The sequence below is a fragment of the Methanospirillum hungatei JF-1 genome (assembly GCF_000013445.1).
In the GTDB taxonomy this organism is placed as follows: Archaea; Halobacteriota; Methanomicrobia; order Methanomicrobiales; family Methanospirillaceae; genus Methanospirillum; species Methanospirillum hungatei.
The window spans coordinates 3,347,302-3,360,194 of the sequence record NC_007796.1; the positions used below are offsets into that span (position 1 = coordinate 3,347,302).

General features: G+C 40.7%; 12 protein-coding genes. 8 read left to right on the forward strand and 4 right to left on the reverse strand.

Annotated elements, in window-relative coordinates; all coding sequences use genetic code 11:
- Genes rfbD through rfbA form a run of 3 tightly spaced genes read right to left on the reverse strand, consistent with a single transcriptional unit; the run spans nt 1 to nt 2,309 of the window.
- Nucleotides 1-849, reverse strand: a complete 849-nt coding sequence (gene rfbD / locus MHUN_RS16030) for a dTDP-4-dehydrorhamnose reductase (protein ID WP_011450011.1) — start codon at nt 847-849, stop codon at nt 1-3.
- Between the two features lie 9 nt (nt 850-858).
- Nucleotides 859-1,431, reverse strand: coding sequence for a dTDP-4-dehydrorhamnose 3,5-epimerase (gene rfbC / locus MHUN_RS16035; RefSeq protein ID WP_011450012.1), 573 nt, complete (start codon nt 1,429-1,431; stop codon nt 859-861).
- 2 nt (nt 1,432-1,433) lie between these two features.
- Nucleotides 1,434-2,309, reverse strand: a complete 876-nt coding sequence (gene rfbA, locus MHUN_RS16040; RefSeq protein ID WP_048068122.1) for a glucose-1-phosphate thymidylyltransferase RfbA — start codon at nt 2,307-2,309, stop codon at nt 1,434-1,436.
- Between the two features lie 124 nt (nt 2,310-2,433).
- Between rfbA and MHUN_RS16045 the strand changes: the two genes are divergently transcribed.
- The 7 genes from MHUN_RS16045 to MHUN_RS16075 all read left to right on the forward strand — a co-directional run bounded on the left by MHUN_RS16045 (nt 2,434) and on the right by MHUN_RS16075 (nt 10,380).
- Nucleotides 2,434-3,531 carry a glycosyltransferase gene (locus MHUN_RS16045; RefSeq protein ID WP_011450014.1) on the forward strand — a complete coding sequence of 366 codons (1,098 nt, stop codon included), beginning with the start codon at nt 2,434-2,436 and terminating at the stop codon, nt 3,529-3,531.
- Nucleotides 3,513-4,454: a glycosyltransferase family 2 protein gene (locus tag MHUN_RS16050; protein WP_011450015.1), complete on the forward strand. Its 942-nt coding sequence runs from the start codon at nt 3,513-3,515 to the stop codon at nt 4,452-4,454. Before MHUN_RS16045 ends, MHUN_RS16050 begins: the two co-directional genes overlap by 19 nt.
- 206 nt (nt 4,455-4,660) lie before the next feature.
- Nucleotides 4,661-5,941 (forward strand): UDP-glucose dehydrogenase family protein, encoded by a 1,281-nt coding sequence (locus tag MHUN_RS16055; RefSeq protein WP_011450016.1) that lies wholly within the window; start codon nt 4,661-4,663, stop codon nt 5,939-5,941.
- A gap of 1 nt (nt 5,942) precedes the next feature.
- Entirely contained in the window at nt 5,943-6,821 is an 879-nt protein-coding gene (gene galU / locus MHUN_RS16060; protein ID WP_011450017.1) for a UTP--glucose-1-phosphate uridylyltransferase GalU, read from the forward strand.
- A gap of 6 nt (nt 6,822-6,827) precedes the next feature.
- Nucleotides 6,828-7,829, forward strand: coding sequence for a UDP-glucuronic acid decarboxylase family protein (locus MHUN_RS16065; RefSeq protein WP_011450018.1), 1,002 nt, complete (start codon nt 6,828-6,830; stop codon nt 7,827-7,829).
- A gap of 117 nt (nt 7,830-7,946) precedes the next feature.
- Complete coding sequence (locus MHUN_RS16070) at nt 7,947-9,173, forward strand: hypothetical protein (protein WP_011450019.1); 1,227 nt, start codon at nt 7,947-7,949, stop codon at nt 9,171-9,173.
- Between the two features lie 13 nt (nt 9,174-9,186).
- Nucleotides 9,187-10,380 carry a hypothetical protein gene (locus MHUN_RS16075; protein WP_011450020.1) on the forward strand — a complete coding sequence of 398 codons (1,194 nt, stop codon included), beginning with the start codon at nt 9,187-9,189 and terminating at the stop codon, nt 10,378-10,380.
- A gap of 316 nt (nt 10,381-10,696) precedes the next feature.
- On the opposite strand, the gene MHUN_RS17900 is transcribed toward MHUN_RS16075, so the two are convergent.
- On the reverse strand, nt 10,697-11,614 hold the full coding sequence (locus MHUN_RS17900; RefSeq protein WP_011450021.1) for an IS5-like element ISMhu10 family transposase: 918 nt from the start codon (nt 11,612-11,614) through the stop codon (nt 10,697-10,699).
- Between the two features lie 236 nt (nt 11,615-11,850).
- Between MHUN_RS17900 and MHUN_RS16085 the strand changes: the two genes are divergently transcribed.
- Nucleotides 11,851-12,882: an NAD-dependent epimerase/dehydratase family protein gene (locus MHUN_RS16085; RefSeq protein WP_011450022.1), complete on the forward strand. Its 1,032-nt coding sequence runs from the start codon at nt 11,851-11,853 to the stop codon at nt 12,880-12,882.
- The last annotated feature ends 11 nt before the right edge of the window (nt 12,883-12,893 follow it).

Genomic DNA, 12,893 nt, shown 5'->3' on the forward strand with positions numbered 1-12,893 from the left:
TTATGTTCTCCCAATTTCCTTTAAAAACCGCTCCGTTGCATCCTGCCAAGAGGGCAGGTTATATCCGATCACCTGTTTGAGTCCAAAATTGTCAAGAGCTGAAAATTCCGGGCGGGTTGCCGGGGTCTCGAATTCAGTACTTTTTCCCGGGATGAGTTCACCTGACCAGCCAACCTGCTGCAAAATATATGCAGCAAAGTCAAACCGTGAACAGTGACCGGTATTTGTACAGTGATAGAGTCCATATTGATCAGTTTGGATCAGGTCAAGGGTTGCCTTTGCCAGGTCGTGAGTATATGTGGGGGATGCAATCTGATCATCGACAACGGTAATGATGTTTGATTTGTCACTCCACTCCAGGACTTTCTTTACAAAGTTGATATTTCCGGAGCCAAATACCCATGATACCCGGATGAGATAGTAACGTGTTGCATGACGCATGACCTCCTGTTCACCAAGGAGCTTGCTCTCACCGTACCGACTTAGTGGATCCGGATGGTCGGCTATGGTATATGGTCGGGATGATTTTCCATTAAAGATATAATCGGTTGAGTAATGGACTAAAGATGCGTTCACTTTATTTGCTGCCAGGGAGAGGTTTTTCGGCCCGATGCCATTAACCAAAAAAGCCTTCTCATATTCTGTTTCAGCCAGATCTACGGCGTTGTATGCAGCACAGTTGATGATGATGTCTGGCTGAAGGTTCTGTATCGTTTTAGTTACTACATCATATTTTGTAATATCAAGATCCTTTGAAGTCCAGGCAGTGACATCGTGCCCATACTTCCTACAGAGGTTTGTAGTATCCTTCCCTAATTGGCCATTGGCACCGGTAATAAGTATTTTCATCAGTTTTTCCTACACATAAGTGAAAGGTGACCTGAGTTCAGATAATATCGGATGCTTTGTATCTTTTTCAGATAAAATCGGCTCTTTTATGCCAATTATATCTAGAGGCCATGGAATGTTCAAGTCTGGATCATTCCATAACAGGCCGGCATCTCCCGATGGATAATAGAGATCGGTAACCTTGTACATAACTTCGGTATCGTCTTCAAGAGCCAGAAAACCGTGTGCAAAACCTACGGGAATATACAGCATTGCAGGATCATTCTCACGCAGGGTCACTGCAAAAGGCTTTCCATAAGTGGGTGATCCTATCCGGATATCAACCGCAACATCATAGATAGAGCCTTTCAGTACCCGGACAAGTTTTCCCTGCGCGTGTGGGTACTGGTAGTGAAGACCACGAAGGACTCCCTTTTGTGATTTTGAATGATTGTCCTGGACAAATTCATCAGTAATTCCTGCATGAGAGAAATCTTTTTTGTTGTAACTTTCAACGAAAAAACCCCTCGAGTCTTTAAAGTACTGCGGCACTACCAGAAGGATACCCGCAAGTGGTGTTTTTGTTATGGTTAATTTTCCCATGTCTATCTTCCATTCCCAAGAGCAAGAGAGATAAGATACTGACCATATTCGGTTTTATCCAGGCATTGTGCAAGTTCCAGGAGTTGACGTTTGTCTATGTATCCCTGTTGGAATGCTATCTCTTCGATACAGGCCACATATAATCCCTGCCGTTTCTGGATTGTCTCAATAAACTGAGATGCTTCGAGAAGTGAATCGTGGGTTCCTGAATCCAGCCATGCCATACCTCTGCCAAATAACTCAACAATGAGATTACCTCGGGAAAGGTAGATGTTGTTTACATCGGTTATTTCAATCTCACCTCGTGCGGATGGTTTCAGACCTTTTGCAATGGTTACCACGTCATTATCATAGAAGTACAATCCGGGCACCGCATAATGAGATTTTGGTTTTTGTGGTTTTTCTTCGATAGAGATAACCTTTCCATCCGGATCAAATTCAACTACCCCAAAAGCGGTGGGATCGCGGACATAATAGCCGAAGATAGTAGCACCAGTCTCACGGGAGACTGCTCTCCGGAGTATTTCTGAAAAATGCTGCCCATAAAAGATATTGTCTCCTAATATTAGGGCAACCCGATCCTTTCCAATAAATGATTCACCGACGATAAAAGCATCAGCAAGACCACGTGGTTCCTCCTGTATCGCATACGAAAGGGAGAGGCCATATTGCGCTCCGTCTCCAAAGAGTTCTTTGTATAAGGGAAGATCCCGGGGTGTGGAGATGATGAGGATATCACGGATTCCGGATAGCATCAGGACGGAAAGCGGGTAGTATATGAGTGGTTTATCATAGATGGGGAGCAGATGTTTTGAGATGCTTTTAGTCAGGGGATACAGGCGGGTTCCTGCCCCTCCGGCGAGAATTATTCCTTTTATTGTCACAGGGCACCAATCAATCAGAATTAATCTAAATAAATATTGTTACTTCAAATAAGTAGTGTCTATTATTATAATCATCAATCTTTAATAGTGTTAATGTCAACAAAATATCCGGATAACTGTGAAAGTTGCAATATTTCATGATTATTTTTCCACGATTGGAGGAGGAGAGAAGGTAGTCAGTAATATTGCAGAATGTCTCGGGGCAGTAGTGTATACAACAGATACTTCGGTATTGCCTGATGATTTGCACCAAAACCAGGTTTTTTCATTAGGAAGAATCCCTCATAAACCTTTTTTCAGACAGATGGGTTCTCTTATCCGTTTTTCCATGTCAGATGTTTCAAGTAAATATGATATGTTTATTTTTAGTGGGAACTGGGCACATCATGCCTCACTACACCATAGCCCCTCAATTTTTTATTGTCATACTCCAGTTCGAGTGTTGTATGATCAATTTCCGGTTTTTAAAAATCGCATTCCCAAATCTTTAAGACCTGGGTTTGTGGTTTGGTCATCATTTATGCGATCGATGGATCAGCGTTCTATAAAAAGAATTAACAAAATAGTAACAAATTCTAAAAACACATATAAAAGAGTTTTAAAATATTATAACAGGGATTCGTCAATAATATACCCCCCAATTAAGACAAAGGAATATTACTGTGCAGGATATGAAGATTATTGGCTATCCGTCAACCGGATATATCCAGAGAAAAGAATAGAACTTCAGATAAATGCTTTTGCTAAAATGCCAGACCAGAAACTCGTTATCGTTGGGGGTGTTGGTACTGGTGACCATGCCGCTCCTTATGCCGGGAAAATCTACAGGATGGCTTCTGATATAGATAATATACAAATTCTTGGTCAAATATCAGATAAGGAACTAAAGGATTTATATTCACGGTGTCAGGGACTGATTTGCACTGCTGTTGATGAAGACTTCGGAATTACTCCACTTGAGGCGATGGCAAGTGGAAAACCAGTCATTGCTGTCAAAGAAGGAGGGTTTTTGGAGACTGTTACTTCCGAATGTGGGAGGTTTATTCAACCGAATGTCAAGGAAATAATTACTGCAGTGAAGACGCTTTCAAAAGAACCTGAAAATTATTGCCAGATATGCAAGGCTAGGGCAGATTTATTTGATATCAGATTTTTTAATGAGAGAATTAAGACTGTCGTCTTGGAGACGTATGAAGAATGGTCAGATTCAGTATAATCATTACGAATTATAATGGACTGTCATTTATCAAGGATTGTCTTGATTCACTGGAAAATCAAATATTCAAGGATTTTGAAGTTATTTTCGTAGATAATAATTCTATAGACAATAGTGTCAATTTTGTCAAAGAGCACTATTCAAACGTAATCTTCATCTTGAATTCAATAAACCGGGGATATGGAGGGGGATGTAATGATGGTGCTAAAGCATCAAAAGGAGATTATCTTTTTTTTCTGAATACAGATACCACACTCCTTCCTGATTGTTTATTAAATTTAGATGAGGGAATTCATCTCTTCCCGGATTATGGAATGTATGCTCCAAAGATGATCTATCCTAACGGGAAAATTAATTCAACCGGGCTTTGTATTTCATTATCCGGAGCAGCATGGGACAGGGGACTAGGGGAGAAAGATATCGGGCAATATGATAAACCTGATGAGATATTTGGACCATGTGGCGGAGCAGCAGTTTTTAAACGAGAACCTTTTTTGGAAATTAATGGATTTGACGAGAGTTTTTTTCTCTTTATGGAAGATGTAGATATCATTATTCGAATGCAATCAGCGGGATGGAAATGCCGGTTTCTTCCTCATTCAACAGTAGTCCATCACCATGGGGGTATTACGGGCGTGGGTTCAGATTTTTCTGTCTATTATGGAAACCGCAATATTATCTGGAATACCTATAAAAATTATCCTAATTACCTTATACTATTAGGTTTTTTCTTTATTTGTGCACGAAATATTGGATCAATACTGTATTATGGAAAAAAGGGAAGAGGAAGAGTTGTATTAAGAGCTAAATGGGATGGGATAAAAGGACTCCCTCCAATAATTCGGAGGAAATATTCACAAAAGAAGGGAGTTAATTCTTTTTTTTGGAAGAAATACCTGAAAATTATTGCATACCGCTCATGAAATGTGTAAGTATTATGCAATCTTCTTCAATATATTTTAAATTTTTAGTATCAGAGAATAGCTAAAAAACCCCATTACAACAAATTGTGGTTTATAAATACTTTATATACTAGCGATCACCAAAGGGGGGTTTTTAGTTATCCTCATTAGATCAATTATCAGTACCCTTAATTTACCTAAAATATAATTGATATGGATTGAATTTTATGTCTTTGCATATTTCAATTATCGGGGGGGGGTATGTAGGCCTTGTTACCGGTGCCTGTTTTGCTCAACTCGGTAATAAGGTAACCATTATTGAAATAGATCAGAGAAAGATCGATTCAATAAACAAGGGGATTCCCCCCATCTATGAAGAAGGACTGGAAGAGATACTAAAAAAGAATTCGGGAACCCGATTATTTGCTACCAATTCTTATGCTTCCGTTGCAGAAAGTGATGTTTCAATTATCTGCGTTGGAACGCCGCCGAATCCTGACGGTTCTTCTAACCTTGAATATATCAGATCTGCAGCAACATCCATTGGAGAGGCTCTGAAAGATAATACCAGGTACCATGTGATAACGGTAAAGAGCACGGTTCCTCCGGGAACTACTGAAAAGATTGTTCTTCCTGAAGTCCGGAGGAATTCCGGGAGAGATTCTGATACCCTTGGTTTTTGTATGAACCCTGAGTTTTTACGTGAGGGAAGAGCGATTGAGGATTTTTTACACCCTGACCGGATAGTCATTGGCTCATCTGATGAACAGGCCGAAGAGGTTCTGAAGAACCTCTATTCAACTCTGAATGCCCCCATTATCTCTACATCGCTCACTGCTGCCGAGATGATAAAATATACCGCAAACTCATTTTTAGCAACAAAAATTTCATTCTCCAATGAAATCGGGAATATTTGTAAAAAACTCGGAATAGATGTGTATGATGTGATGAAGGGGGCCGGGCTTGATCACCGTATCGGATCGCATTTCCTCAATGCAGGTGCAGGGTTTGGAGGCAGCTGTTTTCCCAAAGACGTATCAGCACTTATCAGTCTTGCAGAGAGTGTAGGGGAAAGACCTCAATTGCTGCATGCCGTTATTGAAATCAATGAGAAACAGCCACATAAAATGCTGGAACTTGTCCGTAAACGAATCGGGGATCTGAAAGGTAAACGAATTGCAGTCCTCGGACTTGCGTTCAAGGATAATACTGATGATATCCGTGATTCGAGATCAATCCCGGTTATTGAGGAACTTATCAAAGAAGGAGCGGATGTCATTGCATATGATCCTATGGCAATGATCAATATGAAGCGGCTATTCCCATCAATTACCTATGCAAAGAGTATTAAAGATGTCCTAAAAGATGCGGACGGATGTTTGATAATGACTGAATGGCCGGAGTTTTCACATTTGTCTGAAGAGTTCTCTCTCATGAAGCAGCCTCCGGTAATCCTTGAAGGACGGCGGATTATAAAACGACCGGAGGTTGAGGGAATTTGCTGGTAATATGAGTACACAATCTGTTCGAAAAGTGGTAATCCCGGCAGCGGGGCTTGGTACCCGTTTCCTGCCGATGACGAAAGCGCAGCCAAAGGAGATGCTCCCCGTTGTTGATAAACCGGTCATTCAGTACGTAGTAGAAGAAGCAATTTTGTCAGGAATAGATGATATACTAATAATTACGGGACGAAATAAACGATCGATAGAGGATCATTTTGACAGGTGTCCAGAACTTGAGATAAAGTTCAATGAGACATGTATGAATATTTTTAAAGACACTCTCAATGATCTCTCGCAATATCCGGAGATTCATTATGTCAGACAACGTGATCAGAGGGGTCTTGGTGATGCGGTTCTTCTCGCAGAAAAACATTGCAATGGGGAACCATTCGTGGTTTTGCTCGGAGATACCATAACCCTTACACCAAAGGGGCAACCAACCTGTACCCATCAGATGATTGCGGGATATGAAAAATATGGGAGATCAATTATTGCTGTCGAACCGGTTCCAGAATATAAAATTAAGGATTATGGTATCATTGATGGAACCCTAATTGAAGAAAATACATACCAAATCACGGACATCATTGAAAAACCAGCAGTTCAGGATGCCCCAACAAACCTTGGAGCTATCGGGTGTTACCTGTTCACTCCGGATATCTTTGATAATATTCGGGAGACTGAGAAGGGACATGGAGGAGAGGTTCAGCTAACCGATGCAATCAGAAAACTTGATCGGCCAATAGGTCTTGTTACTAATTGCCGGCGATATGATATTGGTGATAAACTCGGGTGGATGAAGGCATTTTTAGAGTTATCTTACCTACGGGATGAGTTTAAAGATGAATTGAAAGATTTATTCAGGGAATTGACGAAAGAGGAGTAATTATATATGGCATCTCACATTATTGAAGAGGGTATTGAAAAAATTATTAATAATACCAATGATCTTTCATTTGATAATAAGCGGGTTTTGATAACCGGGGGATCAGGGTTCCTTGGATCATGGCTTTGTGATGCTCTTATAAGGAAGGGTGCGGAGGTTATCTGTCTGGATAATTATGCTTCTGGAAGAAAGGAGAATACCGATCATCTCTTAGGAGATCCATCTTTTACCAGAGTAGACCATGATATTTCTATACCTTATATTCCGGAAAAACCAGTAGATCTGGTTATGCATCTTGCCTCACGTGCATCTCCTCTTGAATTTACCGATTATCCCATCCAGATTTTAAAATCAAATACAATAGGGACGATGAATGCCCTTGGAATTGCAAAAAATTCGGGTGCACGGTTTTTGTTCACCTCAACCAGTGAGATATATGGTGAGGCACAGGTTTTTCCCACTCCTGAAACATACCGTGGCAATGTTAATACCTTAGGAATCCGGGGTTGTTATGACGAGGCAAAACGGGCGGGAGAGGCTTTTTGTATGGCGTATCATCGTCAGCATCATCTGGACGTCCGGATAGTCAGAATCTTCAATACCTATGGCCCACGGATGAGAAGTGACGGGCTATACGGTCGGGTGATACCCCGTTTTTTGGATCAGGCACAGAAAAACCAGCCTATCACCATCTTCGGCGATGGTTCTCAAACCAGGAGTTTCTGTTATGTGACCGACCAAGTAACCGGCCTTTTGAAACTGGCCGGATATGATGGGATAGACGGGTCTGTTATTAATATAGGAAATCCGTTGGAAATGTCGGTTCTTTCACTTGCTGAGAAGATCATTGAGATTACAGAATCACAGTCATCGATCAGTTATCACCCGCTTCCACCAGATGATCCGTCACGGCGGTTTCCGGATATTTCCAAAGCTGCAGAGGTATTGAAATGGAAACCACAGATAAGCTTGGATTATGGCCTTCGGGCGATGATTGCAGTGTCGTAACTTAAAAAATTCTGATGTGAGCAGGAATCCTGCAATCTATCTGAAAAGGAAGAGAATCCTATACCGGAAGAAAGAAGGAAAAAATGTTCCTGCACCTGATATCTCGATATTTTTTTTATGACTCTATCTACTATTATTGAGTTACCGAAAGATCTCCCAAGGGTGCTGGTCATTACATCAAATCTGGGCACTCTCGCAGAACTCAGGATGAGAAATCCCCTGCGTGCTCTGCACCGAATGCATATCATTGCTGGATTTGAAGTTGTTGATAGTGATCTTCATCCACTTCGGAGTGATGAAAACCGGTACCATATCATCATCATCCAGCGGGCTGTTCCGGAATATATTTATGAATCATTTAATGTCCGGGGTATACCCTATGCTCTCGACATTGATGATAATATGCTCGCAACCCCGGCCTATCAGAAAGATGTCGTATATAATGCCATCCATAAAGGTCTTTTGGGTTGCCAGGTATTGATAACACCCACTACCCGATTGGTTCATCTTCTGGAGAGATATTCCGGGTACTCCTTATCAGAAAAATCCCGGCTGGTCCCGAATGCGCTTCCGTATCCGAGATCGTTTCACCGCAAACCAGCCCAGCCGGAGCAGCTGCTGTGGATTCAGAGTGATATTTCGGCATTATCGTCCAGTATTGATGATATTGTCCGGGCAATTGATGACTTTTCACTGAAATACGATCTGCCGGTCATCCTTATCGGGCGTAATGTTCTTGACAGAAGGACGCTTTCAAATCAGGTCGAAATGGGTGAAATTGATCTCACTGCATTGCTACAGTATTTATCATATGCACCGCCAAGTATCGGTTTAGCTCCGTTGGAGACCCAGGCAGATGAGGAGACCATGGACTTTATTGCCGGGAAATCTGATATGAAGATGCTCTTATTTACGGGATATGGCCATCCGGGAATATATAGCCGATCTCCCCCATATGAAGACTCTCCTTTGATAAATACCAGTATGCTGACCTTAAATACGTATTCAGCATGGCTTGATGCGCTGGAATATCAGTACCATTCCGGATGGAAGGATGTATGTTTAAATTCGGAGTATATACGACGGGAAAGAAATATTGAACGGATAGCCTGCAAAAATCTCTTACCTGCCCTTCAATCATGCATTTTATCCACCCCTATGAGGGGGATGGATATATATAATACAATCAGAAAGACCAGAAGGAAATATATCCCTCTCATTTTAGGATATAACCTGTTATTACGGCTAGGGTTTCAGAAAAATGATATCATGAGTCTGCATAACCGGCTGAAAGAAAGAGGGAAAAAAAGCCAAGATAATGACTTTGAGCTGAAAAATAATTAAAATATTTCTGAATATGATGGTGCAAATGAATAATCTTGCCGATAATGATGACCATTTCCGGGTTCTTGCCATAACATCACATCAGGGGGCAATTGCTGAACTCAGGCTTTTAAATCCGCTCCGTGCTCTGCACCGGATGCACCTAATCACAGGGTATGAAGTGGTTGATACCAACCTTGACAGATTGAAAAAAGACAGCCGGTTGTATCATGTCATACTCATCCAGCGGGCAGTCCCTGAATACATTTACCAGGCACTTAATATACGGGATATTCCCTACGCACTCGACATTGATGATAATATCCTCGCCATCCCAGCATACCGGGATGATGCCCGTTATACCGGTATCCTGACCGGTCTATCCGGATGCACGACTCTTATTACGCCTCATACCCGCCTTGTGGCACTCCTAGAGAAATACTCCGGGTATTCACTTATGGGTAAGTCTGTTGTCGCCCCAAATGCCCTCCCATACTACGGCATCACAGAGGAAACCATATCGCAACCAAAACAGTTACTCTGGATCCAGAGTGATATCGCTGCATTGACAGCCAGCCTGGATGAGATTGTCCGGGCAGTTGGTGACTTCGCACGAAGATACAGCCTCCCAATCGTGTTAATCGGTAAAAATGTACTGGAGGATGCTATTCTGCCTAACCAGGTCATAATGGGAGAGATTGATTTTACCGCAAATCTGCAGCTCCTGGAACAGTATCCTACCGGAATAGGAGTTGCACCCCTAGAGACCTCTGCAGATGAAGAGACCGGTGACTTCATCGCAGGAAAATCTGACCTGAAGATGCTCCTTTTTACCGGGTACGGACACCCGGGTGTATACAGCAGGTCACCGCCTTACGAGGATTCCCCGTTCAGGGATTGCGGAATACTTGTATCGAATACATACGATGACTGGTATCATGCGCTGGAGTTCCAATACCATACCGGATGGAAGAATGTGTTTCCTGATGCACTCCGTATCCAAGAGGAGCGGGATATCCACCGAATTGCCCGCGATAACTGGATGCCGGCAATCGAAAGATCCAGACTTGATAAGCCAATGTCTGGCCGGGAGATATATGCTACGGTGATGAGAACAAGAAGAAGATATATGCCAATGTTGAAAGGATACCAAGTGCTGCTTAAACTGGGTGTCCAGAAAAATGCCCTTTTGAATTTGTATTATATCTTGAATAACAGATTACGCTAAAAAATCCTCGGCCTTCGTATTTTTCTAAACTACTGAAAGAAATTCAGGGGATTTATTGTAAATTTTTTCCATTAAATCAAAAATAGACTATCAGGAAATGAAAAGAATACTTACTATATAAATAGTAACCCCCTCCTAATTTTATCCGGAAGAGGCTCTCTGTAACTTGTCCTTTTTGTTAAATTCGAAATGAATAAGCAGCCCCATTAAAAGTGCACATAATGCAATACTCTTTTTTTAAAGAGCGGGAAGTATAGCGATGAATATTATCTAAATTCAGTGCTTCTTTTCCAAATTTAAAAACATCTTCAATAATTTATCTTTGTGCGGCAAGTTCATCCGAATTTTCGAGGGCATCCTTTAGTTCTTTTTTCATATGGGAGAGTTCAATGACTTTTTGGTAACTTTTTTTGTTTTCAAACCATGTTAGGGGGCTAATTAAATAGTTCTCTAATTTTGAGAATGAAAATCCTTTTTTCGGAAGAATTAAAGGAATTACACTGTATTCTATCAATGATAATACATAATTTTTGTAAGAATAGTACCCACGATCGAGTAACACTCTATCTCCTTTGTTTAAAATTCTCCTCCGTTTCAATTCTTGAAGAATTAACGGGAATATTTTTGAATCAGCGACTGGATTCTGATGAACAAGAAACGCTAATGGAAGAAGATTATTCTGATCGATCGCAAGTGTTAATTTTAAACCAATATAAAATCCCTTATAAGGAGAATATTGCCAATTATAGGGTTTATTTACTAACTTTGATTTTTGAATGCGTTTTCTGAACCAATTTATATCGACAGACAGCGATGTCCCATCAATGATTATTGTTTTTCGAAAATAATGTCGTTTCTTGGGGCAAACTGCGTTTAAAATACCATGAGTCATTGAAATAAATTGCTCTGCAGAAAATTGACTCATGAAACGATAAACACCATTAGGAGTAAGAATATTATCTATTCGTAAAAATTGCTGCAATTCTATTCTTTTTTCAATTTCATTTATTGCATAGGAAATTTCTACTGAAAAAAACATTGACAGCAATACGATAGATAAATTCGTGTAAGCCTGATTTGCTGGTTTTATCCCAAATTTTGCAATTTCTTGGCGGCATCTACGTGTCTCTAAAACACCTAGAATTTTCTTCAGCAAAATCCATTTATGATCAGAAGTGTCTACTATTATGGGAGTTTTCAAAATTATCAAATAGAATTCTCCCTCTTTTATCATTGATCTTTCGGTTTTTTTCTTAATTCTTAAAAGGATTGAATCCGCATTGCACTTTTACAATCCAAGTTTATCAGCCGCGCGAATAGTGTAAATAATTCTAAAATCTTCTTTGTACACCGCGGATTATCGGAGGGGGTTAATATAAATAGAGGTAAGTGAAAAATTGTATGCATTAAGTATAACGTTAATGTGTTATCTTTGAACACGAAAACTTGATTTTCAGGATATCGGGTAAAATGTCAGGAAATAATCAAAAAAATGTTCTTGTCACAGGTGCTGCCGGGTTTATTGGAACACATGTTGTCAGGGAACTACAAAAAACCCAAGACGAATACAATATTGTTGCATTAGATGATCTTTCCGGGGGGTTTATAGAGAATATCCCCCAAGGAGTCACCTTCATACAGGGCAGTGTATCTGATGCAAATCTGATAACAGAGCTTTTTACAAAATATAAATTTGAATATGTGTATCATTTGGGCGCCTATGCAGCTGAAGGGCTCTCCCATTTTATCCGGAGGTTCAATTATACCAATAACCTCATTGGAAGTATAAATCTTATTAATGAGGCGGTGAAAGTTGGGACAAAATGTTTTGTTTTTACCAGTTCCATCGCGGTATACGGTGCCATTGAACCACCCATGACCGAAGAAAAGACTCCCCATCCGGAAGACCCGTATGGCATCTCAAAACTTGCCGTTGAATTGGACTTAATGGCTGCACATTCGATGTTCGGACTTAATTATGTTATTTTCAGGCCCCATAATGTCTATGGGGAGTATCAGAATCTTTCAGATCCTTACAGGAATGTTATCGGCATTTTTATGAAACAGATATTTGAAGGACAGCCAATGACAATTTTTGGAGATGGAGAGCAACAACGTGCATTCAGCTATGTCGGGGATATCATCCCATTGATTGTTCAATCACCGACAATACCAGGGGCACTTAACAATGTTTTCAATGTTGGTGCAGATAAACCATACACCGTTAATGAGCTGGCTAGTAAAGTAGCCATCGCACTTGGAAAGCCGGATCACCCCACCGTTCATCTCCCGCCGCGAAATGAAGTAGGTATTGCATACAGTGATCATTCTAAAGCAAAGTCAGTCTTTGGAGATTCACCACATACCAGCCTTGATGATGGACTAGAAAAGATGGCAGCATGGGCAAAAACCACAACCATCCGACCACTAAAACCCTTTACTGCAATTGAGGTCGGGAAAAATATGCCACCTTCATGGATAAAATATCTAGATAATCAATGATAGAAAAAAAC